General features: G+C 71.2%; 17 protein-coding genes and 1 pseudogene. 8 read left to right on the top strand and 10 right to left on the bottom strand.

From position 1 onward, the window contains the following. Positions 1-795: a carbon-nitrogen family hydrolase gene (locus ACWC0C_RS22435; protein WP_449194875.1), complete on the top strand. Its 795-nt coding sequence runs from the start codon at positions 1-3 to the stop codon at positions 793-795. A 52-nt stretch (positions 796-847) separates the two neighbouring features. On the opposite strand, the gene ACWC0C_RS22430 is transcribed toward ACWC0C_RS22435, so the two are convergent. Then, positions 848-1,342, bottom strand: a complete 495-nt coding sequence (locus ACWC0C_RS22430) for an LURP-one-related/scramblase family protein (protein ID WP_450865378.1) — start codon at positions 1,340-1,342, stop codon at positions 848-850. Continuing rightward, on the bottom strand, positions 1,339-2,355 hold the full coding sequence (locus tag ACWC0C_RS22425; protein ID WP_450865377.1) for a GlxA family transcriptional regulator: 1,017 nt from the start codon (positions 2,353-2,355) through the stop codon (positions 1,339-1,341). Before ACWC0C_RS22425 ends, ACWC0C_RS22430 begins: the two co-directional genes overlap by 4 nt. Positions 2,356-2,406: 51 nt before the next feature. On the opposite strand from ACWC0C_RS22425, the gene ACWC0C_RS22420 reads away from it, so the two are divergent. After that, positions 2,407-2,793: a cupin domain-containing protein gene (locus tag ACWC0C_RS22420; protein ID WP_450865376.1), complete on the top strand. Its 387-nt coding sequence runs from the start codon at positions 2,407-2,409 to the stop codon at positions 2,791-2,793. Positions 2,794-2,859: 66 nt separating this feature from the next. Then, positions 2,860-4,671 carry an NHL domain-containing thioredoxin family protein gene (locus ACWC0C_RS22415; protein ID WP_450865375.1) on the top strand — a complete coding sequence of 604 codons (1,812 nt, stop codon included), beginning with the start codon at positions 2,860-2,862 and terminating at the stop codon, positions 4,669-4,671. Between the two features lie 7 nt (positions 4,672-4,678). On the opposite strand, the gene ACWC0C_RS22410 is transcribed toward ACWC0C_RS22415, so the two are convergent. The 3 genes from ACWC0C_RS22410 to ACWC0C_RS22400 form a co-directional block, all read right to left on the bottom strand. Further along, entirely contained in the window at positions 4,679-4,933 is a 255-nt protein-coding gene (locus tag ACWC0C_RS22410; RefSeq protein WP_449194870.1) for a DUF6458 family protein, read from the bottom strand. Between the two features lie 66 nt (positions 4,934-4,999). Beyond that, a complete protein-coding gene (locus tag ACWC0C_RS22405) occupies positions 5,000-6,301 on the bottom strand; it encodes a M18 family aminopeptidase (RefSeq protein ID WP_449194869.1) in 1,302 nt (433 codons plus the stop codon). Positions 6,302-6,377: 76 nt separating this feature from the next. Then, a complete protein-coding gene (locus ACWC0C_RS22400; RefSeq protein WP_449200306.1) occupies positions 6,378-8,204 on the bottom strand; it encodes an acyl-CoA dehydrogenase in 1,827 nt (608 codons plus the stop codon). A gap of 195 nt (positions 8,205-8,399) precedes the next feature. Between ACWC0C_RS22400 and ACWC0C_RS22395 the strand changes: the two genes are divergently transcribed. From ACWC0C_RS22395 to ACWC0C_RS22385, 3 genes are all read left to right on the top strand, one after another. Then, positions 8,400-8,885: an SseB family protein gene (locus ACWC0C_RS22395; protein ID WP_449200229.1), complete on the top strand. Its 486-nt coding sequence runs from the start codon at positions 8,400-8,402 to the stop codon at positions 8,883-8,885. Between the two features lie 116 nt (positions 8,886-9,001). Beyond that, a complete protein-coding gene (locus tag ACWC0C_RS22390; protein WP_449200230.1) occupies positions 9,002-9,979 on the top strand; it encodes a pirin family protein in 978 nt (325 codons plus the stop codon). Between the two features lie 83 nt (positions 9,980-10,062). Further along, on the top strand, positions 10,063-11,202 hold the full coding sequence (locus ACWC0C_RS22385; protein ID WP_450865374.1) for an AI-2E family transporter: 1,140 nt from the start codon (positions 10,063-10,065) through the stop codon (positions 11,200-11,202). Here the strand turns inward: ACWC0C_RS22385 and ACWC0C_RS22380 are convergent. Continuing rightward, positions 11,160-13,325, bottom strand: a pseudogene (locus ACWC0C_RS22380) (SpoIIE family protein phosphatase); the annotation flags it as partial. The gene ACWC0C_RS22385 and the pseudogene ACWC0C_RS22380 overlap by 43 nt on opposite strands. A gap of 198 nt (positions 13,326-13,523) precedes the next feature. Here ACWC0C_RS22380 and aspS point away from each other — a divergent pair. Continuing rightward, positions 13,524-15,287 (top strand): aspartate--tRNA ligase, encoded by a 1,764-nt coding sequence (aspS, locus tag ACWC0C_RS22375; RefSeq protein WP_450865373.1) that lies wholly within the window; start codon positions 13,524-13,526, stop codon positions 15,285-15,287. Between the two features lie 91 nt (positions 15,288-15,378). Here the strand turns inward: aspS and ACWC0C_RS22370 are convergent, their stop codons facing one another. Further along, positions 15,379-16,071, bottom strand: coding sequence for a nucleotidyl transferase AbiEii/AbiGii toxin family protein (locus ACWC0C_RS22370; protein WP_450865372.1), 693 nt, complete (start codon positions 16,069-16,071; stop codon positions 15,379-15,381). Positions 16,072-16,166: 95 nt separating this feature from the next. Between ACWC0C_RS22370 and ACWC0C_RS22365 the strand changes: the two genes are divergently transcribed. Continuing rightward, positions 16,167-16,514 carry a DoxX family protein gene (locus ACWC0C_RS22365; protein WP_450865371.1) on the top strand — a complete coding sequence of 116 codons (348 nt, stop codon included), beginning with the start codon at positions 16,167-16,169 and terminating at the stop codon, positions 16,512-16,514. Between the two features lie 26 nt (positions 16,515-16,540). On the opposite strand, the gene ACWC0C_RS22360 is transcribed toward ACWC0C_RS22365, so the two are convergent. The 3 genes from ACWC0C_RS22360 to ACWC0C_RS22350 form a co-directional block, all read right to left on the bottom strand. Beyond that, positions 16,541-20,656, bottom strand: a complete 4,116-nt coding sequence (locus ACWC0C_RS22360) for a caspase family protein (protein WP_450865370.1) — start codon at positions 20,654-20,656, stop codon at positions 16,541-16,543. A gap of 15 nt (positions 20,657-20,671) precedes the next feature. Continuing rightward, entirely contained in the window at positions 20,672-22,384 is a 1,713-nt protein-coding gene (gene metG, locus ACWC0C_RS22355; RefSeq protein ID WP_450865369.1) for a methionine--tRNA ligase, read from the bottom strand. Positions 22,385-22,526: 142 nt separating this feature from the next. Next, entirely contained in the window at positions 22,527-23,942 is a 1,416-nt protein-coding gene (locus tag ACWC0C_RS22350; RefSeq protein ID WP_450865368.1) for a VWA domain-containing protein, read from the bottom strand. Positions 23,943-24,001 lie beyond the last annotated feature (59 nt).

The following is a 24,001-nucleotide window of genomic DNA, read 5'->3' as shown; positions in this document are numbered from 1 at the left end:
GTGCGCGCCTCGCTGATCCAGATCGCCGTGAACGAGGACGAATCGGTCGACTCCCGGCGGCAGCGGGTGGCAGCGCTGGTCCGCGAGCAGGCCGGGGCCGACCTCGTGGTCCTGCCCGAACTGTGGACCACCGGAGCCTTCGCGTACGAGGAGTTCGGCCCTGAGGCCGAGCCGCTGGAAGGGCCGACGTACGAGACGATGGCCAAGGCCGCGAGCGACGCCGGTGTGTGGCTGCACGCGGGGTCGATTCCCGAGCGTGATCCCGAGGGGCCCCTCTACAACACCTCTCTCGTCTTCTCCCCTTCCGGTGAGCTGGCCGCCGCCTACCGCAAGATCCATCGCTTCGGCTTCGACCAGGGCGAGGCCGTGCTGATGGGCGCCGGGCGGGACCTAGTGACGGTCCGGCTGCCCGGGACCACGCTCGGCGTGGCCACCTGCTACGACCTCCGTTTCCCCGAACTCTTCCGCGGACTGGTCGCCGCCGGCGCCGAGACCTTGGTGATCCCGGCGGGCTGGCCCGAGCGGCGCCGTGCGCACTGGACGCTGCTGGCTCAGGCGCGGGCGGTGGAGAACCAGGCGTTCGTGCTCGCCTGTGGAACGGCCGGGACCCATGCGGGAGTTCCGCAGGCGGGTCACTCGATCGTGGTGGATCCGTGGGGCGAGGTGCTGGCCGAGGCGGGCGCGGACGAGGAGATCCTCACCGTCGACTTCGACCCGGCGAAGGTGGCGGCCACCCGGGAGCAGTTCCCGGCGCTGAAGGACCGCGTGCTGGGCCTGGAGCCGCCGCGGCGCTAGTGAGCCCTGGTGGGGCTCCCCTTCAGCCGTCCTCCCTTCAGGCATCCCCCCTTCAGTCGTCCTCGCGCTCCTTCTGCGCCAGGTGGATCACGCACACCGCCACCGCGATGAGCAGCGCCGGGTCCGCGTCCTCGCGCACGATGTCGACGCCGTAGGTGTCCCGCAGGTGCAGCCAGCGGCGGGAGATCACCGCGAGCAGTTCGCCGTCGTACTCGATGGCGAACTCGTGGTCGAGGATCCTCCCGCTGACGTCCAGTTCGGTGCCGTCGGCCAGGGACACCCGGTAGTGGTTGCGCAGCAGGGACAGCCGCTTGCGCCTGATGGTGGCCAGGCCCTCGCCGTCCCGCTCGATCACCATGGTGTCGCGCAGGGCGAACATCTTCTGGTGGATGTCGATCAGCACGCGCCCGTGGGCGTCCTTCAGCTGGAAGGTGTCCCGCAGCCGCATCGCCTTGCCGTCGACGAGGAACACCTTCCGGCCGTGCTCGTCCTCGATCCAGTAGTCGTCACCGATACCGAGGAGCCGATCGCGTACGAGGAGTCTCATGCGGTTACCGTTCCCCGTCGCGGCGGGATCATCACGGAGCCGGACGAGGGCGGCCGCGGCCCGAAGCGCCTGCGGTAGTCCGAGGGGCTCAGCCCCGTCTCCCGGCGCAGCCGGGCCCGCAGATTGGCCGCCGTGCCCAGGCCGCTGCGGGCCGCGACGACGTCCAGCCGCTCCTCGCCTCGCTCGATCAGCCGGCAGGCCAGCGCCACCCGCTCCCCGGTGAGCCAGGCCAGCGGGGTCGTCCCCAGCTGGGCGCGGAAGCGGCGGTGCAGCGTGGCGGGGCTGACGGCCGCGCGGGCGGCGAGGTCCGCCACCGTCAGCGGCTCGCCCAGCCGCTCCTGAGCCCAGGCCAGCAGCGGGCCGAGCGACTCGTCGGGCACGTCGGGCACCGGGCGCTCGACGAACTGCCGCTGGCCGCCGTCGCGGTGGGCGGCGAACACCAGGCGCCGGGAGACGTGGTTGGCGATCTCCGCGCCGTGGTCCCGGCGCACGATGTGCAGGCCCAGGTCGAGCGCCGAGGCGCTCCCGGAGGCGGTCAGGATGTCGCCGTCGTCCACGAAGAGCACGTCCGGCTCCAGGCACACCTGGGGGAAGCGGCCGCGGAACGCCTCGGCCCACATCCAGTGGCAGGCCGCCCGCCGCCCGTCCAGCAGCCCCGCTTCCGCGATGGAGAACGCGCCGGAGCAGAAACCGACGAGCCGGGCGCCACGCGTGTGTGCCCGGCGCACGACGTCCAGGACGCGCTCCGCGCGCGGGACCTCGGTGTCGGGCCGGTTCGGCACGATCAGCGTGTCGGCCTCCTCGGCGGCCTCCAGGCCGGCGACCCCGGTGAGGGTGAAGAAACCGTCCCGCATCCGGGTCAGCGGATCGGCGGCGCACAGCCGGAAGTCGTACAGGTCCCGCCCCAGTTCGGGCCGTCGCAGCCCGAAGATCTCGATGGCGCAGGCCATCTCGAAGGGGTTGGAGTTCTCGTCGACCACCAGCACGACGCGGTGAGAGGATCCTTGCGGCATGTGCTATTCCTAGCACTCGTCGCGCGCTGCGGCGGCCCGGACGATGAACGCATGGAACCGATCTCCCTGGAATCCGCCCTCGCCTCCTTCACCGAGCGGTGGAGCCCCCGCATCGTCACCGCCGTCAACGACTACGACGTCCGCGTGGCGAAGGTGGAGGGCGAGCACATCTGGCACGTCCACGACCACACCGACGAGTTCTTCCTGGTCCTCGACGGCGAACTGCACATCGGTCTGCGCGAACCGGCGGGAGAGCGCACGGTCGTGCTCGCCAAGGGCTCCGTCTTCACCGTCCCGCGCGGCATCGAGCACAAGCCGTACGCGCCCGTGCCCACCGCGATCCTCGTCTTCGAGCCCACCGGCACCGTCACGGTCGGCGACCGGCACGAGGAGGTACCGGACCACGTGGACGCCACCACCGGCCACGCCCTGCGGTAAAGGCAAGGACGTCACTCGCAGAGGATTCGCGGAATAGCCCGGATTCGGCTGTGGTTGGCTGAGGTCATGGCAAAGCATGCACGTGTCCGCGCTCCCGAACTGATCGGCAGGGGCGGCTGGATCAACACGGGTGACAAGGAGCTCGGGCTCGCCGGGCTCCGAGGACGCATCGTAATCGTTGATTTCTGGACATTTTGTTGCGTGAACTGCCTGCACGTCCTGGACGAGCTGCGCGAGCTGGAGGAGAAGCACCGGGACACGGTGGTGGTCATCGGCGTGCACTCGCCGAAGTTCGTGCACGAGGCCGAGCACCAGGCGGTCGTCGACGCGGTGGAGCGCTACGGCGTGGAGCACCCGGTGCTGGACGACCCCGAGCTCGCCACCTGGAAGCAGTACGCGGTGCGCGCGTGGCCGACGCTGGTCGTGATCGACCCCGAGGGGTACGTCGTCGCCCAGCACGCGGGCGAGGGCCACGCGCACGCCATCGAGCGGCTGGTGGAGCAGCTGGAGGCCGAGCACGAGGCGAAGGGCACCCTGCGCCGCGGCGACGGTCCGTATGTGCCGCCGGAGCCCGGGCCGACGACCCTCCGCTTCCCCGGCAAGGCGCTGCTGCTGCCGTCGGGGCACTTCCTGGTCAGCGACACCACCCGGCACCAGCTGGTGGAGCTGGCCGAGGACGCCGAGACCGTCGTACGGCGCATCGGCTCCGGCACGCGCGCGTTCGCGGACGGCGGCCCGGAGCAGGCCTCCTTCAGCGAACCCCAGGGCCTCGCCCTGCTCGACGACGGCTCGGTGGTCGTGGCCGACACCGTCAACCACGCCCTGCGCCGCCTGGACCTGGTCTCCGGCGAGGTGACCACCCTGGCCGGCACCGGGAAGCAGTGGTGGCAGGGGTCCGCGACCCGGGGCCCCGCCCGCGAGGTCGACCTCTCCTCCCCCTGGGACGTGGCGGTCTTCGGCGGCAAGGTGTGGATCGCCATGGCGGGCGTCCACCAGCTGTGGACGTACGACCCCGCGGCGGACACGGTCGCCGTGGCGGCCGGCACCACCAACGAGGGCCTGGTCGACGGCCCCGGCGCCGAGGCCTGGTTCGCCCAGCCCTCCGGCCTCGCGGCCACCGCCGAGCGACTCTGGCTGGCCGACTCCGAGACGTCCGCCCTGCGTTGGGTGGACCTCGACGGAGACGTGCACACGGCGGTCGGCACCGGTCTGTTCGACTTCGGCCACCGCGACGGCGCCGCCGGCCAGGCCCTGCTCCAGCACCCGCTCGGGGTCACCGCCCTGCCGGACGGCTCGGTGGCGATCGCCGACACCTACAACCACGCCCTGCGCCGCTACGACCCGGCCACCGGCGAGGTCACCACCCTCGCCACCGACCTGCGCGAGCCCAGTGACGCCGTCCTCGTCGGCGAGGACATCGTGGTGGTCGAGTCGGCCCGGCACCGGCTGACCCGGCTGCGGCTGCCCGAGGAGGCGGTGCGGGTGGAGTCGGTCGCCCACCGCACCCGGCGCGCGGCCACGCAGGTCGCCCCCGGCCGCCTCCGCCTGGACGTGATCTTCCAGGCCCCCGCCGGCCAGAAGCTGGACACGCGCTACGGCCCCTCGACCCGTCTACTGGTCTCCTCGACCCCGCCCGAGCTGCTGCTCAAGGGCGAGGGAGCGGACACAGACCTCGGCCGCGACCTGGAGCTGAACCCCGAGGTCACGGAGGGCGTCCTGCACGTCTCCGCGATGGCCGCCTCCTGCGACGACGACCCTTCCAACCCCTACCCCGCCTGCCACGTCCACCAGCAGGACTGGGGCGTCCCGGTCCGCCTCACCGAGGGCGCGACGGACCGCCTGCCGCTCGTCCTCGCGGGCATGGACGAGCAGCAGTAGGGGGCGGCTACACGCCATAGCCGTCGGTGTAGCCGTCGTCGCGGTAGTGGTGGTGGCGCGGGTCCTCCTCCACCACCGGTGTGGGCGGGACAACGACCCGTCGGCGCCGCGCGATTCCGCTGAACGTCGCGACGCCGATCAGGCCCACGGCCATCAGGATCACGCCGACGACGTCGAGGTTGACGCCGCGCATGTGCCAGTCGGTCGCGAACGTGAGGATGGCCCCCACGGCGATGAGGATGATGCATCCGCCGAGCCCCATGAGCCCTCGCCTCCCCTTCCGGTGCCGGAATCTCCGGCCCCGGCCGGGTACCCGGCGAGGTCCTGGCTAGCCCTCCAGAAAGGCCGTCAGGGCGTTCGCCAGCAGGAACGGGTCGTCGGCGCCGCACAGTTCGCGCACGCTGTGCATCGAGAGGATCGCGACGCCGATGTCCACGGTCCGGATGCCGTGGCGGGCGGCGGTGATGGGGCCGATCGTCGTGCCGCACGGCATGGAGTTGTTGGAGACGAAGGTCTGGTACGGCACGTCCGCCTTCTCGCAGGCGGCGGCGAACACCGCGCGGCCCGAACCGTCCGTGGCATAGCGGTTGTTGACGTTGACCTTGAGGATCGGGCCGCCGTTGACCCGCGGGTGGTGCGTCGGGTCGTGCCGCTCCGCGTAGTTGGGGTGGACGGCGTGGCCCGTGTCGGAGGACAGGCACACCGTGCCGGCGAAGGCCCGGGCCCGGTCCTCGTACGACCCGCCGCGTGCGAAGACCGAGCGCTCCAGCACCGTCCCGAGCAGCGGGCCGTCCGCGCCGGTGTCCGACTGGGAGCCGTTCTCCTCGTGGTCGAAGGCGGCCAGCACGGGGATGCGGGTGAGCGGGGTGCCCGAGGTCGCGACGGCGGCCAGCGCGGCCGTGCCCGCGTGCACCGACAGCAGGTTGTCCATGCGCGGCCCGGCGAGCAGCTCCCGGTCCCGGCCGAGGTAGGCCGGGGCCTCCACCGGATGGGTCATCAGGTCCCAGCCGGTGACCGAGCCGGCCGCGAGTCCCGCCTCCTGCTCCAGGAAGGCGATCAGATCGCCGTCGCGCACATCGTCGCCGAGGCCCCAGATCGGCTGCAGATGACGCTGCTTGTCGAGCTTGAGCCCCTCGGTGCTCACCGAACGGTCCAGGTGGATGGCGAGTTGGGGCACGCGCAGCAGCGGCCGGTCCACGTTGACCAGGGCCGTGGAGCCGTCGCGCAGGCTCAGCCGGCCGGCCAGGCCCAGGTCACGGTCCAGCCAGGAGTTCATCAGCGGGCCGCCGTAGATCTCGACGGCGACCTGACGCCAGCCGTGGCCGCCGCTGTCCGGCCGCGGCTTGATCCGCAGGTTGGGGGAGTCGGTGTGCGCGCCGACGATGTGGAACGGCGTGTGCGCCTCGGCGCCCTCGGGGACGTACCAGGCGATGATCGCGCCGCCGCGCAGCACGTACTTGCCGCCGCTCGAAGAGTCCCAGGCGTCCGTCTCCGCGACCTGCCGGAAGCCCGCCTTCTCCAGCCGCTCGGCGGCGTTCTCCACCGCGTGGTACGGCGACGGACTGGCCGCCAGGAAGGACATCAGGTCGTCGGTGTGGCCGCGGTCGAAGCGGGCAGCGGGTGCGCTCATGGGTTCACCTTAACGACGGGCGCGGGCCCGCTCCCCCTCATCGGGGGAGCGGGCCCGCGCGACCGGACCTACGGGATCAGAACGCGGCCTCGTCCAGCTCCATCAGGTCCAGCTCGACACCGGAGGCGACCTTGCGGGCGAAGGTGACGCCCGGCAGGACGTTCGCCGCGAAGAACTTCGCCGCGGCGATCTTGCCGGTGTAGAACGCCTGGTCCTTGGCGGAGGCCGAGGCCAGCTTCTCGGCGGCGATCGCGGCGCCCTTCAGCAGCAGGTAGCCGACGACGACGTCACCGGAGGCCATGAGCAGGCGGGTGGTGTTCAGGCCCACCTTGTAGATGTTCTTGGTGTCCTGCTCGGTGGCGGCGAGGTCGGTCAGCATCAGGCCGACGATCGCCTCCAGCTCCACGGCCGCCTTGGCCAGGTGCTCACGGGCGCCGGCCAGCTCCTCGCCGCCGGTGCCGAGCGCCAGGAACTTCTTGATGTCCTCGGCGAGGGAGTTCAGCGCGGCGCCCTGGTTGCGGACGATCTTCCGGAAGAAGAAGTCCTGGCCCTGGATCGCCGTGGTGCCCTCGTACAGGGTGTCGATCTTGGAGTCCCGGATGTACTGCTCGATCGGGTACTCCTGCAGGAAGCCGGAGCCGCCGAAGGTCTGCAGCGACTGGGCGAGCTGCTCGTAGCCCTTCTCGGAGCCGTAGCCCTTGACGATCGGCAGCAGCAGGTCGTTCAGGGCCTCCAGCGCCTTGACGTCCTCGCCCGCGGCCTCCTTGACCTGGATCTCGTCCTGGATGGAGGCGGTGTAGAGCACCAGGGCGCGCATGCCCTCCGCGTACGCCTTCTGCGTCATCAGCGAGCGGCGGACGTCCGGGTGGTGGGTGATGGTGACCTTGGGCGCGGTCTTGTCCATGAAGTTCGCCAGGTCGGGGCCCTGGACGCGCTCCTTGGCGTACTCCAGCGCGTTCAGGTAGCCGGTGGACAGCGTGGAGATCGCCTTCGTGCCGACCATCATGCGGGCGAACTCGATGATGCGGAACATCTGGCGGATGCCGTCGTGCTTGTCACCGATGAGCCAGCCCTTGGCGGGGTGCTGGTCGCCGAAGGTCATCTCGCAGGTGTTGGAGGCCTTCAGGCCCATCTTGTGCTCGACGTTGGTGGCGTAGACGCCGTTGCGCTCGCCCAGCTCGCCGGTCTCGAAGTCGAAGAGGTACTTCGGGACGAGGAAGAGGGACAGGCCCTTGGTGCCCGGACCGGCACCCTCGGGACGCGCGAGCACGTAGTGGAGGATGTTCTCCTCCATGTCGTGCTCACCGGAGGTGATGAAGCGCTTCACGCCCTCGATATGCCAGGAGCCGTCCTCCTGCTGGATCGCCTTGGTGCGGCCGGCGCCCACGTCGGAGCCCGCGTCGGGCTCGGTGAGCACCATGGTGGAGCCCCAGGTCTTCTCCACGGCGATCTTGGCGATGTGCTTCTGGACCTCGTTGCCCTCCTCGAAGAGGATGCCGGCGAACGCCGGGCCCGAGGAGTACATCCACACGGCCGGGTTGGCGCCCAGGATCAGCTCGGCGTAGGCCCAGATCAGGGAGCGCGGCGAGGTGGTGCCGCCGATCTCCTCGGGCAGGCCGAGCCGCCAGTACTCGGAGTCCATGAAGGCCTGGTAGCTCTTCTTGAAGGACGCCGGGACCGGCGCGGTGTTGGTCTCCGGGTCGAAGACCGGCGGGTTGCGGTCGGCGTCGGCGAAGGACTCGGCCAGCTCGTTCTCCGAGAGGCGGGTCATCTCCTCCAGGATGCTCTTCGCGGTGTCGACGTCCATCTCCTCGAACGGGCCGGTGCCGTACACCTTGTCGCGCCCCAGTACTTCGAAGAGGTTGAACTCGATGTCGCGGAGATTCGACTTGTAGTGCCCCATGGCCACGGCTCCGTAGAGGGATCGGCGAGGCACTGACTCCTCGCACCTAGTTCACGTACCAACAAGTAGCTACGATGATGCTACCCGTCGGTAATAAGAAGCAACCCCTATCGGCCGAGTGTGAGAAGGGTCTACTCCTCTCCTTAGTTTTTCGCGCTCGCCACGGTGCGGCTCTCGCTCGGTACGCTTGCGCGCATGTACGGATACGGCCAGCCCATGGACGGCGGCGGCGCTCAGCAGCAGTACGCCTCGTCGCAGCAGCAGATGCCGGGCGGTGTCGGCGGGTACGGCCAGCAGGCGCCGCTGTACCCGGAGCCGTCCCCGCCCTCTCTCGCGGACGCGGTGCGCGCCTTCACCACCGGGCAGATGTCCGCCGAGGACTTCCAGCAGATCTTCGCCACGTCGAAGGTCTACTGCCCACGCGGCGACACCCCGGGCTTCCTCGCCCTGCACAACACCCAGCAGCCGGTGATCCCGATGTTCACCTCGCTCAAGGAGCTGCGCCGGTACGCGGGCAAGGAGTCCAAGTACTTCGTGATCACCGGCGCCGAGGTGATCGATCTGCTGCCCACCGGCTACGGCTTCGTCCTGGACATGGAGGGCGAGCACCGGATGGTGTTCGACGCGAAGGCGGTCGAGCAGATGGTCGACTTCGCGATGCGCCGGATGTACGGCGGCTGAGTCCGCGCGCCCCACGCGACCCCGAGCCCGGAGGGAATTCCCTCCGGGCTCTCTTCGTTAGGGGTGGCAGAAAGTTCAACGCTCAACTAAAGTGGGCGCACAAGGAGGTACCGACCATGCCTGCAGTGACCGTCGAGAACCCGTTGACGCTGCCCCGGGTGACCACTCCCGCCGACGCCGTGGCGCGTCCCGTGCTGGCCGTCACGACCGCACCGAGCGGTTTCGAGGGCGAGGGCTTCCCGGTGCGCCGGGCGTTCGCCGGGATCAACTACCGCTACCTCGACCCGTTCATCATGATGGACCAGATGGGCGAGGTGGAGTACGCGCCGGGCGAGCCCAAGGGCACCCCCTGGCACCCGCACCGCGGCTTCGAGACCGTCACCTACATCATCGACGGAGTCTTCGACCACCAGGACTCCCAGGGCGGTGGCGGCACCATCACCAACGGCGACACCCAGTGGATGACGGCGGGCTCGGGCCTCCTCCACATCGAGGCCCCGCCGGAGTCCCTGGTCGTGTCCGGCGGTCTCTTCCACGGCCTGCAGCTGTGGGTGAACCTCCCGGCCAAGGACAAGATGATGGCCCCCCGCTACCAGGACATCCGCGGCGGCAGCGTCCAGCTGCTGACCACCCCGGACGGCGGTGCGCTGCTGCGGGTCATCGCGGGCGAACTGGACGGCCACCCGGGCCCCGGCATCACGCACACCCCGATCACGATGATCCACGCGACCGTCGCCCCGGGCGCCGAGGTCACCCTGCCCTGGCGGGAGGACTTCAACGGCCTGGCCTACGTCCTCGCGGGCCGCGGCAGCGTCGGTACGGAGCGCCGGCCGGTCCAGCTCGGCCAGACCGCCGTCTTCGGCGCCGGGTCCTCGCTGACCGTCCGCGCGGACGAGAAGCAGGACTCCCACACGCCGGACCTGGAGGTCGTGCTGCTGGGCGGACAGCCCATCCGGGAGCCCATGGCCCACTACGGCCCGTTCGTCATGAACACCAAGGACGAGCTCATGCAGGCGTTCGAGGACTTCCAGAAGGGCCGGCTCGGGACGATTCCCGCCGTCCACGGGATGACCGGGAGCGGTCCGCAGGCCTGACGGTCCCGGACGGGGCCGGGCGGCCTCACCCGCCCAGCCCCGCGCGGCAGGACAGCCCGGGGGCGGCGTGATGCGCTGGACGCGTGACGCTCCTCCCCGACCCCGTCCGGCGCCTGGCCGCATGGTGCGCCGTGCTGCTGCTCGTCGCCGGGGTCGGCTGGGTCGGGGTGCGGCTGTGCGGGGAGTTCCGCACGGCCGTCACGCCGGTGCTCCTCGCGCTGCTCGGGACCGCGCTGCTCGGGCCGATGTACCGGCGGCTCGTGCGGGCCGGGGTGCAGGCGTCGGTCGCGGCCGGGGTCACCTGTGTCGCCGTCCTGGCCGTGGTCGGCGGTGCCGTGTACATCGTCGTCGCCGCCCTCATCGACACCGGCGACCAGATCATCGCCTCGCTGCGGGATGCCGCCAAGGGTGTCTCGGCGCACTTCGGCGCCGCCGGCGCCGGCCTGGACGACCTCGCCGCCAACTCCCGCAAGCTGCTGAGCAGGTTCGGCGGCACGGCCGCGTCCAACGTCATCAGCGGGGTGAGCGTCGTCGGCGAGAGCATCGCGATGGCCGTACTCGCCCTGCTGCTCGTCTTCTTCTTCCTGCGCGACTCCCACCGGGCCGTGCAGACCCTGCGCTCGCTCGCGCCCGGCGACACCGCCGACACCCTGGAGGCCATCGCCCGGCGCGCCTTCGAGGCGGTGGAGGGGTTCATGCGCGGGACGACCGTCATCGCGCTCATCGACGCCGTGTGCATCGCCGTCGGCCTGCTGATCCTCCAGGTGCCCGGCGCGATCGGCCTCGGCGCGCTCGTCTTCGTCGGCGCCTACATCCCCTACCTCGGCGCCTTCATCTCCGGCGCGGTGGCCGTCCTCGTCGCCCTCGCCGACCGCGGCTTCGTCATCGCGCTGTGGGCGCTGGGGGTCGTTCTCGCCGTACAGGTGCTGGAGGGGCATGTGCTCCAGCCGGTCATCCAGAGCCGGACCGTGCAGATGCACCCGGCCGTGGTGATGCTCGCCATCACCGCCGGGGCGTCGGTCGCGGGCATCCTCGGCATGCTCCTCGCCGTACCCCTGACCGCGGCCGCCTTCGGGGTCGTACACGAGCTGCGGACCCGTTACGCGGCACCCTCCGACGCATCGGCCACCGACGCATCATCCTCCGACGCATCATCCTCCGCCGGACCGTCCTCCGGCGCAGCGCCCTCCGCGCCGTCGGCCGACGCACCGCCCGACTCGTAGAGCTCGAACCAGATGGTCTTGCCCTCGCCCCGCGGGTTGACCCCCCAGGCGTCCGCGAGCAGTTCGATCAGCATCAGGCCGCGGCCGGAGGAGGCCAGTTCGCCGGGGCGGCGCCTGTGCGGCAGGTCGTCGCCCGCGTCGGTGACCTCCGCGCGCAGCCGTCGCGCACCCGTCTCGCCGGTCACCTCGGCGAGCAGCAGCGCGTCGGCGTCGGTGTGGACGAGGACGTTGGTGACCATCTCGGAGACCAGCAGTACCGAGGAGTCGACCTGGTCGGCGTCGGCCCAGTCGTGCAGCAGCTCGCGCAGATGCCGACGGGCCTCGGTGATCCGGTCCGGCTCGTCCTGGGCCACCGACAGCAGGGTGCGCCGGACCGCGGGCCGTGCGGTGCCCTCCAGCGGCCGGAACAGCAGCACCAGCGCGATGTCGTCCTCGCGGCGGTCGGCCAGCGGCCCGGTGGTGTGGTGCGAGGACGGCCCGTGCACGCCCTGGACCAGCGCGTCGGCCAGCGACTCCAGATCGCCCTCGTTCTCCCCGCTGTGATCTTCCAGGATCGCGCGCAGCCGGCGCCAGCCGCTGTCCAGGTCGTGCCCGCCGGTCTCGATCAGGCCGTCGGTGCAGAGCATCAGCGTCTCGCCGGGTTCCAGAGCGAACCGGGTCGTCGGATAGTCCGCGTCAGGGTCGATCCCCAGCGGCAGCCCGCCCGCCGTCGGCCGCATCATCACCGTGCCGTCGGTCATCCGGATCGCCGGGTGCGGGTGCCCGGCACGGGCTATCTCCAGCATCCCGGTCACCGGGTCGGCCTCGATGTACACGCAGGTCGCGAAGCGGAGGTCGGCCAGGTGGTCGTCATGGCCGTCTTGGCCGTCGCGGCCGTCATGGGGGTCGCCGTGCGTGATGCCGTGCAGAAAGCGGGAGGCGCGGGAGAGCACGGCGTCCGGGCGGTGCCCCTCGGCGGCGTAGGCGCGCAGGGCGATACGCAGCTGGCCCATGAGGCCCGCGGCCCGTACGTCATGGCCCTGGACGTCCCCGAGGACCAGCGCGACGCGGCCGGAGGGCAGCGGGATCATGTCGTACCAGTCGCCGCCGACCTGGAGTCCGCCGCCGGTCGGGATGTACCGGGCGGCCACCCGCATCCCGGGGATCTCCGGGCCGAGCGAGGGCAGCATGGAGCGCTGCAGGCCCTCCGTCAGCTCCCGCTCCGACTCGGCGGCCTCCGCCCGGGAGAGTGCCTGGGCGAGCATCCTGGCCACCGTGTTCAGGACCGCGCGCTCGTCGGGGGTGAACGCCACCGGGTAGGCGAAGGCCGCCATCCAGGCGCCCATCGTGCGCCCGGCCACCGTCAGCGGCAGGAAGGCCCACGAGCGGCGGCCGAAGTGCCGGGCGAGCGGCCAGGTCGCCGGGTAGCGGTCCTTGTACTCCGCCGGCGAGGTCAGATACACCGCGCGGCCCGTGCGGGCCACCTCGGTCGCCGGGTAGTCGGTGGTCAGCGACATGTTGGAGAAGGGGCCCATGTCCTCGGGCTGGTGCCCGTGCTGGCCGATGATCGTGAGCCGGTCGCCCGCCACCCCGAACACCACCTGCCCGTGCGGGGAGAACCCCGGCATCGACAGGCCCCCGGCCACCCGCAGCACCTCCGCCGTGGACCGTGCCTCCGCCAGCGCCCGGCCGGCGTCCAGCAAGAACGCCTCCCGGGAGCGCCGCCAGTCGCCGGTGACCGCGCTGCGGGCGGCCCGGGTGCCCGGGGTCGGCTCGGTGACCTCCTGGAGGGTGCCGATCAGCTCGTACGCCTGCCGCTCGGGATCGTAGGAGGGCTTCGAGCGGCTGCGGACGACGCGCAGGACGTTCCCCTGCTCGTCCATGATCCGGATGCGCACCTCGGCGAGCGTGCCCTCGGCGACGGCCAGCGGGACCACGCCGGTGATCTCGTTCCAGTCGACCGGGTGCAGCCGGGCCCGGGTCTGGGCCTCCGTGAGGGTGGTCGCCTGCGCGGGCAGCCCGAGCAGCCGCGCCGCCTCCGCATCGACGTCGACCAGTCCGGCGGCCGTGTCCCAGTGCCACAGCCCGGTCGCGAGGGCGGCGAGGACATCCCCGACAGATGGGAGGGGCTCGCCAGTACGCATTCGCCCACTTTAGGAAGATCTGACCGATAGCTGCCACCGTAGGAAAGGAGGAGACCGGCCCCTGGGGCTCGGAGGATCCTCCAGCGCGGGGCACGGGAAAAGGATGGGGAGGCGATCTTGGGGTGCCCGGTACCCTTGGGGTGGCCTAGGCCGTACCCGCCTGGCGACACCCGATCCGCAAAGACTGGATGAACGACGATGCATCGGTACAGGTCCCACACCTGCGGCCAGCTCCGCGCCTCTGACGTCGGCACCGACGTCCGGCTGAGTGGCTGGCTGCACAATCGGCGCGACCTGGGCGGCATCCTCTTCATCGATCTGCGCGATCACTACGGCATCACCCAGCTGGTCGCCCGCCCCGGCACGCCCGCGTACGAGGCCCTGGACAAGATCTCCAAGGAGTCCACGGTCCGCGTCGACGGCCGCGTTGTTTCACGTGGAACCGACAACATCAACCCCGACCTGCCCACCGGCGAGATCGAGGTCGAGGTGGCCGAGGTCGAGCTGCTGGGCGCCGCCGCGCCGCTGCCGTTCACGATCAACGCCGAGGACGGGGTCAACGAGGAGCGGCGCCTGGAGTACCGCTTCCTGGACCTGCGCCGCGAGCGCATGCACCGCAACATCATCCTGCGCACGCAGGTCATCTCGGCGATCCGGCACAAGATGGCCGCGATGGGCTTCAACGAGATGGCGACCCCGATCCTGTCCGCCACCTCCCCCGAGGGCGCGCGTGACTACGTGGTCCCCTCCCGCGTGCACCCGGGCAAGTTCTACGCCCTCCCGCAGGCCCCGCAGCAGTTCAAGCAGCTGCTGATGATCTCCGGCTTCGACCGCTACTTCCAGATCGCGCCCTGCTTCCGCGACGAGGACGCCCGCGCGGACCGCTCGCCCGGCGAGTTCTACCAGCTCGACGTCGAGATGAGCTTCGTCGAGCAGGAGGACGTCTTCCAGCCGATCGAGAAGCTCATGACCGAGTTGTTCGAGGAGTTCGGCAACGGCCGCCATGTCACCTCCCCCTTCCCGCGGATCCCGTTCCGCGAGGCGATGCTGAAGTACGGCTCCGACAAGCCGGACCTGCGCGCCAAGCTGGAGCTGGTGGACATCACCGATGTCTTCGAGGGCTCGGAGTTCAAGGCGTTCGCCGGCAAGCACGTGCGTGCGCTGCCCGTCCCGGCCGTCCAGGACCAGCCGCGCAAGTTCTTCGACCAGCTCGGCGAGTTCGCGATCTCGCTCGGTGCCAAGGGCCTGGCCTGGGTCCGCGTCGGCGAGGACGGCGCGCTGTCCGGCCCGATCGCCAAGTTCCTCACCGAGGAGAACGTCGGCGAGCTGACCAAGCGCCTGTCGCTGTCCCCCGGCCACGCGGTCTTCTTCGGCGCGGGCGAGTTCGACGAGGTCTCCAAGATCATGGGCGCGGTCCGGGTGGAGGCCGCTCGCAGGGCCGGCCACTTCGAGGAGGGCGTCTTCCGCTTCTGCTGGATCGTCGACTTCCCGATGTACGAGAAGGACGAGGAGACCGGCTCGATCGACTTCTCGCACAACCCCTTCTCCATGCCGCAGGGCGGCCTTGAGGCCCTTCAGACCCAGGACCCGCTGGACATCCTGGGCTGGCAGTACGACATCGTCTGCAACGGTGTCGAGCTGTCCTCCGGCGCGATCCGGAACCACGAGCCGGAGATCATGCTCAAGGCCTTCGAGATCGCGGGCTACGACCGCGAGACCGTCGAGGAGAAGTTCGCGGGCATGCTCCGCGCGTTCCGCTTCGGCGCCCCGCCGCACGGCGGCATCGCCCCCGGCGTGGACCGTATCGTCATGCTCCTCGCGGACGAGCCCAACATCCGCGAGACGATCGCCTTCCCGCTCAACGGCAACGCCCAGGACCTGATGATGGGCGCCCCGACCGAGCTGGACGAGGCCCGCCTGCGCGAGCTGCACCTGAACATCAGGAAGCCGCAGCCGAAGTAGCAGAGCCCCGCCGTGCGCGCCGATCCGTCCTGACCCGCTCTTGACGATCGGCGCGCACAGCCGTCTCCGGGCCCGGTGACAGCTTCCGTCCCTACCCACCCTGCTCGTCGGTCTCGGTGTCCGGGGACGCGCCGTCCTCCAGCAGCCGTTCGGCGATGTCGTCGGACCACCGCTGGGCCCAGGCGCGCAGCGCGCCGACCGCGGCCTCGTCCAGGCCGTACCGGAAGAAGTCCCGGTCGGCGTAGAAGTCCGTACCGGTCAGCCGGGACTGCAGGGTGGGCAGGTCGAACGGGTCGTGGGCGTGCCTGCGGCCCAGTTCCTCCAGGCCGGGCAGGGGGAACCGGGCCGCGGCGGCCCGCGCGTCGATCAGATCGACGGCCGCGCCCCGGTCGTACAGCGCCCGGATCTTCGTACCGACGGCATCCTCCAGGGAGAGCGCCGGCCCGTACTCGGTGAGCTCGGGCGGCTGCCAGAAGGCCTCCTTGTGCAGGGCGAGGGCGCACGGCTTGCCGGTCGGTGGGTCGGTGACGGTCAGCTGGGCGGTGAGCGCGGTGCTCGTACCCACCCGGACCTGCCGGCCGCGGGCCTCCAGGGTGGCGCCGACAGCGGCGGCGATCCGGTCCATGCCCTCGGCGCTCTCCGTGGCGAAGTCGAGGTTCGCGTGCGGGCGGTGCACCAGACCGTGCGCCTGCAGGGCATATCCACCGGCGAGCACCAGCCCGTACGGGCCGCCTGCGGTGACGACGTCGGCGAGGAGCCGGTGGTGGGGTTCGGGGACGTTCAAGATTTTTTCCGGGTTCCTGTCACATGGGCGCGGGCTCGGGGTTCAGGGAGGTGTCCGCACTTCTTCGACCGCTCGATGCTCGATGGGAGCCTCTCATGCGTACCGCTCAGATCGTCGTCACCCTGCTCGCCGCGCTGATGGCCGGTTTCTCCGGCGCCGTGCTGCTGCTGCGGGCCCAGTGGATCGTCAAGGCGCTCACCGACTACCGGGTGCCGCAGTCGTGGTGGACGCTGCTCGGCGTGGCCAAGGCGGCCGGGGCCGTGGGGCTGGTGGCCGGGCTGTTCGTGCCGGTGATCGGAGTGCTGGCCGGGATCGGGCTGGTCGTCTACTTCCTCGGGGCCGCCGTCACCGTGGCGCGGGCACGCTGGTACGCGCACATCCCGTTCCCGCTGGTCTACGCCGCACCGGTGGTCGGCGCGCTCGTCCTCGGGTACGCCTCCTGAGCCGGAGCGCCGTCCGTCGGGTCCCACTAACTTCCGTGTGCCCTCCACGCGCCGGGCACGTGTGCGTGGAGGGCGATCAGCTCGTTCCTGGCCCCCACGAGGAGAAGGCCGTCGGATACGTCCGTGGCCTCCACCTCGAGGGGCAGGTGCAGCCGGTCCACCACGCGGAGGGTGTCGAGGTCCCAGGTGAGCACGGTGCGGTCCCAGCCGCCGGTGACGGCGCGGGAGCGGCCGTTCGCCGTGAACGCCGAGATGGTGGTGACCCGTTCGCCGTGCTCGCGCAGGAACGTGCGCGGGGAGAGGCCGGGCAGGTCCCAGACTCCGATCGTGCCGTCCCAGGAGCCGGTGAGGAGGTGGGGGCGGCCGTTCACCGGGGCCACGACCAGGCTGGAGACGTAGTCGGTGTGGCCTTCGAGTGTCGTCAGCAGGGTCGCGGAGCCGAAGTCCCAGACGTGCACCTGCCCGTCCCTCGTGCCCAGCAGGAGCAGGGGGCGCTCACCGGTGTCGTGGACCGCCGCCGCGCGGGACCAGTAGGTCGGCGTGTCCGCCACCCACACCTTCTCTCGTTTCCGCACGTCCCAGATCTCGGCGGTCCTCATGTCGGCGGACAGGGCCGCGTAGGGGATACCGCGCACCGTGAAGAAGCCCGCTGTGCCGATCTTCGTCGGCCAGGAGCCGAGCACGTCCGTCCGGTCCTTCAGATCCCACAGGAACGCGCCCTGCAGATGACCGATACCGGCGTGCGTCCTGCCGTCCACGGTGAGCAGGGCGATCGAGCACGGCCAGCCGATCTCGGTGCTGAGCCTGTCCATCTCCGTACCGATCATGGCGTCCCAGAGGCGGACGGTGTGGTCACGAGAAGCGCTGATCGCCAGCGGCCCCGGGCCGTCCGTCTCGACGAGCGCCACGGCACCGGCCCAGTCGGTGTGCCCGGCGGGTGGCTCGGCCATGAGCGCTTCGCCCAGATCCCAGATCCGGACCGTCGCGTCGCCCGAGGCCGTCACGGCGTGGGGACGACCGTCGAGCTCGACCCAGTCGATGGAGTGCACGGCGGAGGTGTGCCCCGAAATACTCGCCACCTGTGCGCGTCTGGACAGGTCCCACAGCTGGTTGATGCCGTCGTGGCGCCCGACGATCAGGTGGGGCACACCGGCGAGGCTGCCACAGCGGAGAGAGGTGGCACTCTCGTCCTTGGGCGCGACCAGTTCGGCGACCCACTCCGCCGAGGCCAGGTCCCACATCTCGACCTCGCCCCAGCGACCCGACACGAGCACGCGCAGCCGGCCGTCCACCCGGCAGCAGACCGCAGCGTCACCGGACAGGCCGGTCTCCAGAGTGGCCCTCAGGGTGAGGTCGGTCAGGTTCCACAGCCGCACCGTCCCGTCCCAGGAAGCGGTGAGAGCGTGCGGGACACCGTCGTAGCGCAGGCAGCTGACACTGTTCACATGGTCTTCGTGCCCGGCGAGTACGCCGACCTGCTGGTGGCGAAGGGGATCCCACATGCGCACGGTGCCGTCCCGGGAGGCTGTCAGCAGTCTCAGGCCGTCCTCGTCGTGGAAGTGCGCGATGTCCGCGACGTAGCCCTCGTGGCCGAGCAGTTCGCCCCGCACACCCAGGTCGTCCAGGGAGAGGATCTGCACGGTGTGTTCCGCCGTCCCCACGGCGGCGTGCGGGCGGCCGTCGAGCAGCAGACAGTGCACCGAGGCAAGCCAGCCGCTCTCCAGGTACGTCCGATCGGTCTCCTGCCGGTCGAGGAGGTCCCATTTCAGTACGGCGGCGTCCTGGCCCACCGACACGGCCACGGGCCTGCCGTCGACGGCGGTGCACGAGACCTGCTGGACGAGATCCGCATGTGCCCTGAGCGTGGCCTTGTGGGCCGGATTGATCAGGGCCCCGGTCGCCCACTTCACCCTCCAGGCCTCGTCCTGCGCCAGTCGGCCCGCCAGCCGCCGGTCGCCGTGGCGGGCCGCGTCCACGGAGAGGATCTGGCCGCGGGCCCGTGGGTCCGCCGGGGCGTGGACGGCCGCTGATGTGCGGTAGATGCCGGCGATGCGGCGGGACTCGGCCGTGGTCGTCGTCTCCAGGGCGCGCAGCAGCGGAGCGGGCGCCGCGTGGATCAGGAAGCCGGGGTCGGTCAGGAGCGGGTCGAGGGTCCCTCCCGCGGCGGCGTGGGTGGCGAGGTGGTCGCGGACGTAGGCGGGGGCCGCGGACCAGTCCCGTTCCCCGGAGGACGGGTCCCTCGGGGCCAGCGCGGTCAGGGCCTCGCTCAGCGCGCGGTGGCTGTCCGTGTCATGGCCGGGTGTGCGCAGGTGTTCGGCCAGGGTCTCGTGGAAGAGCCGGAAGACCGAGCCGGCCGGGGTGCAGGTCTCCACGATGTAGGCGCCGGCGTGCTCGTGCAGCCACCGCACGTCCTCCTGCGGGCAGGGCAGGCCGGAGAGGGCCTCGGCGGCCGGTGCCCACACGGCCGACCACGGCAGGCCGGCGCCCTGGGCGTAGGCCAGCGGGCGCAGCAGCCGCTCGACCCGCGCCCGGTGCGGGCCGAACCGGTCGAGGTAGGCGGCGAAGGCCTGGCCGGCGTCGCTGGGCAGGGCGTCCTGCCAGCCCGGCACGGCCGGGTCGACGGTGATCTGGCCGTGCACCAGGGCCCGCGCGGTCATCCGCGCCACCAGGTAGGAGGTCCCGGCCCGGGCGGCGATACCCGCGGCCACGGTCGCCGCCAGGTCCGGCCGGTCCCGGTACGGCGAGAGGCTGTCCGGGTCGTGCTCGTCCAGCAGCAGGCTGCGCGCGTAGGCCCGGATGTCGCCGGGGTCGATGTACTCGGGCCGGTCCAGGTCGATGACCTCGACGGCGCGGCCGAGGGCCGGGATCAGCGGGCGCCGGGTGCCCACGACCAGCCGTACCGAGGGCAGGACGCTCAGCGGCTGGAGCAGCTCCCGGGCGATCCGCGCGCCCTCGGCCGTGTCACCGGCGGTGCCCGCCTCGTCCAGCGCGTCGATCAGCACCGCGACCGGCCGCGTGCGTGCGCCGAGGGCCGTCAGTACGTCGTCCCGGTCGGGGTGCGGCAGGCCCAGCGCGCCGGCCAGCTCGGTGACCAGCGCCTGGACGGTGGCCCGGCGGGCGTGCAGGGGGACCACCGGCAGCCCCGGCCGGTCGGCCCGCGGCGGGTGGTCGGCGCCGGACAGGGCCCGTAACCGCCCGAGGAGGGCCGACTTGCCCGAGCCGGGATCGCCGGTGACCACGCGGGCCCTGCGGTCGTGCCGTCCGCCGCCGGACAGGAAGGGGACCAGCTCGGACAGGGCACGGTCGCGGCCGGTGAAGTGGTCGCCCTTCTCACCGGCGTGTTCCACGCCGCGGGCGCGGGGATCGAAGTGGCCGTGCCGGCTCCTTCTCGGGATGTGGGCGGGGTTGCGGAAGAAGGGTTCCTGGCCGTCTCCGTCCACGACCGCGTGCCGGGCCTGCTGGCGGGCCCGCCGGCTCTTCAGGTGGTCGTTGATGTACTGCGTCGTCTCGGAGACGCCGAGGAACTCCTGGTGGGCCCCGGCGTGTGGCTGGGTGAGCGCCTCGGTCAGCGCGTCGACGAAGACGTTCTCGGCGGCCGCCTCCCGGCTCCGGGCGGCGGCGATCAGGCACCGGCCCGCCGTGTCCCGCCAGAGGTTCTTCAGTCCGTTCGCCAGTCCGGCGATGTCCCCGACGCCGGCGCCCGCGTAGCAGGTGTCGAGGATGACCAGCAGATGGCCGAGGCCGCTGTTGACCAGGGGGCGGGCCAGGTCCTCGCTGGCCAGGGCGGTGCTCCACAGCTCCGGCTCGGAGTCGGCGCACAGCAGGTAGTGGCGGTCCAGGCCGCGGACGCCGTGCCCGGCGAAGTAGAGCACGACCACATCGTGTTCGCCCAGCCCGGCGCGGTGCGCCCAGCGCTCGACGGCACGGGCCAGGTCAGGGGTGCGCGGATCGGCCGACACCTCGGTCAGGACCCGGTCGTACCCCATCGGTTCGAGCAGCGAGCACACCCGCCGGACGTCGTCCGGGACGCCGGGCAGACCGGTGATGCGCGGGTCCTCGTAGCGGGAGCAGCCGACGGCTATGAGATACCTCCGGCCCGGATCCGTTACCGGTTCCGGGCCGGGGTCGTTCGGACGGGACATCCGCCGTGTCGGTGGTTACGCCGGCTCGCCGCCGAAGCGCTCCTTGTAGTTCTCCAGGTCCTCGTCCGTCAGCTTGGCGAACAGCACCGGCGGGACCGTGAACGGCGTGCCCGCCGGGACCGAGGCGAGGGACTTCGCCTCGTCCGCGGTGACCCAGGCGGCGGTGTCGGCGGCCAGGTCGAAGGCACCGCGCATCGCCGCCGAGGTGGCCGGGATCAGCGGCTCGGAGACCACCGCGTACAGGTGGATCAGGTTCATCGCCGTACGCAGGGTGAGGGCCGCGGCGTCCTGGTCGGTCTTGATCTGCAGCCAGGGGGCCTTCTCCTCCAGGTAGGAGTTGCCCGCCGACCACAGGGCGCGCAGGGCCGCGGCGGCCTTGCGGAACTGCAGCGCCTCCATGTGCTCTTCGTATTCGGCCAGCAGGCGGGCGATCTCCTCGCCGAGGCGGGCCTCCGCCTCCCCGGGCTCGCCGCCCGCGGGCACCTCGTCGCCGAAGCGCTTCTTCGAGAAGGACAGCACGCGGTTGACGAAGTTGCCGAGGGTGTCGGCGAGGTCCTTGTTGACCGTGGCGGTGAAGTGCTCCCAGGTGAAGGAGGAGTCGTCGGACTCGGGCGCGTTGGCGATGAGGAAGTAGCGCCAGTAGTCCGCCGGGAGGATCTCCAGGGCCTGGTCGGTGAAGACGCCCCGCTTCTGCGAGGTGGAGAACTTCCCGCCGTAGTACGTCAGCCAGTTGAAGGCCTTGACGTAGTCGACCATCTTCCAGGGTTCCCGGATGCCGAGTTCCGTGGCCGGGAACATCACCGTGTGGAAGGGGACGTTGTCCTTGGCCATGAATTCGGTGTACCGGACGTCGTCGGCCTCGTACCACCAGGACTTCCAGTCGCGGTTGTCCGGGTCCTGGTCGGCCCACTCCTTCGTCGCGCCGATGTACTCGATCGGGGCGTCGAACCAGACGTAGAAGACCTTGCCCTCGGCGGCCAGCTCCGGCCAGGTGTCGGCCGGGACCGGGACGCCCCAGTCCAGGTCACGGGTGATCGCGCGGTCGTGCAGGCCCTCGGTCAGCCACTTGTGGGCGATGGAGGAGGCGAGCTGCGGCCAGTCCTTGTCGTGCCGGGCGACCCACTCGCGGACTTCGTTCTCCAGCTTGGACTGGAGGAGGAAGAGGTGCTTGGTCTCGCGGACCTCCAGGTCCGTGGAGCCGGAGATCGCCGAGCGGGGGTTGATCAGGTCGGTCGGGTCAAGGACGCGGGTGCAGTTCTCGCACTGGTCGCCGCGGGCCTTGTCGTAACCGCAGTGCGGGCAGGTGCCCTCGACGTAGCGGTCGGGGAGGAAGCGGCCGTCGGCGGGGCTGTACACCTGCCGGATGGCGCGTTCCTCGATGAAGCCGTTCTCGTGCAGCCTGCGGGCGAAGTGCTGGGTGATCTCGCGGTTCTCGGGGGAGGAGCTCCGGCCGAAGTAGTCGAAGGCCAGCGCGAAGCCGTCGTAGACCGCCTTCTGGGCGTCGTGCGCCTGGGCGCAGAACACGTCGACCGGCAGGCCCTGCTCCTTGGCGGCCAGCTCGGCCGGGGTGCCGTGCTCGTCGGTCGCGCAGATGTACAGGACGTCGTGGCCGCGCTGGCGGAGGTACCGGGAGTACACGTCCGCCGGGAGCATGGACCCCACCATGTTGCCCAGGTGCTTGATCCCGTTGATGTAGGGAAGGGCGCTGGTGATGAGGTGTCGAGCCATCGTGGCTGCTCCCAGGTCGCTGCTTTTCTGCGGTTTCGAACCTTGAAATCGTAGCCGACATGGGTGGGCCGCCCGCTTCCCGTTTTGCGGGCTGGGACCGGACGGGAAGGGGCGGCCGTGGGTTACCGGGGGTGACCGGCCGTTACGGGCGCCAGATGGTGAGTACGCCCTCGTACAGCTCGGTGTCCGTCAGCTCGCGGGGGGTGGGGCCCGCGTGGAAGAAGGACGTGTTGGCGGTCTTCAGCTTGCGGAGGTAGTCGAAGGCCTTGTTGTCGTGCTCTCCGAAGGCGACGAAGGAGAAGAAGACGGCGGGGTGTGTCGTCTCGGCCGCGGTGAGGGACTGGGTGGCGGGGGTCTTGGCGTCGGGGGCGCCGTCGGTCTGGAAGACGACCAGGGCGGGGGTGTCGGGGGTGGCGTTCTTGTCGTAGTGGGTGAGTACGGCTTCCACGGCGGCGTGGTAGCTGGTACGGCCCATGCGGCCGAGCTCGGCGTGGACGTCGTCGATCTTCGTCTCGTGGTCCGGGGTGAGAGTGAGGTCGGTGGTGCCGTCGACCTCCGTGGAGAAGAAGACGACGTGGACCGTGGCCTCGGGGTCCAGGTGGGCGGCGAGGGCGAGGGTCTGGTCGGCGAGGGCCTGGGCGGAGCCGTCCTTGTAGTACGGGCGCATGCTCGCGGAGCGGTCGAGGACCAGGTAGACCTTGGCTCGGGTGCCGGTGAGGTCGGTCTTCCTCAGGGTGGCCGTGGCGGCCTTGTAGGCGGTGGCGAGGGCGGGGGTGCGGGACTTGACCTTGGCGGGGGAGGTGGCGGGGGTCGCCTTGGCCTGCGGCGCTTCGGCGTGCGCGGCCTCGGGCTCTGCCGTCTTCTCGAGTTCCGCCTCGGCTTCGCCTTCGGCGGTCGTGTTCCCACCCGCACCACCCGTGCGGGTCTCGTCGTCGGGTGCGGGTGGCCCCTGTGGGGCGTCCTCGCCGTCGGCGGCTTGCGGGGCGGCCGTGTCCTCGGCCTCCGGCTCCGCCTGCTCTGCCAGCTTCTCCGGCGCCGCCTGCTCCTCCGGCTCGTCCAGCTCTGCCGGCTTCTCCGGCTCAGCCTGTTCCTCCTCGGCCGCCGGCTCTGCTCGCTGCTCGGGCTCGGTCTGCTGCGCCTCCGGCTCGGTGGTGCCCTTGGGTTCCGGCTCGGGCTGTGCTTCGGCCTCGGCCTGCTCCTTCGCGGGTCCCTCGGCCTCGGGCTTCTCCTCGGCCGCCGGCTCGTGGCTGGCCTCGGGCTCGGGCTCTGCCCGGTCCTCGGGTTCGGTCTCGGGTGTCTCCTCGGTCTTCGGGGCTTCCTCTGCCGGGGTCGACGGGTGGGGGACCTTCACGTTGTTGAAGGCCGCTGATACCAGTTCGTGTTCCCCGGAGGAGGAGGTGCGGGGCTCGGGGACCGTGGGGGTGCTGGAGTCGGAGACGGTGGCGGTTGGCTGGGTGGGTTCCGGTCGGTTTGACAGGCGGTCCGCACCCTCTGCCTCGGCGGCGCGTCCCTTGCGTGAGCGGCCGAATGCGTTCCGCAGGAGAGTGAGAATGCCCATGTGCGCACCCCTTTGCGTGAGTTGATGCCCGTAGATCCCTGGCCAGGACGGACACGTAA

This window comes from Streptomyces sp. NPDC001709, assembly GCF_053596375.1.
This window is presented reverse-complemented; position numbering and strand designations above follow the sequence as displayed.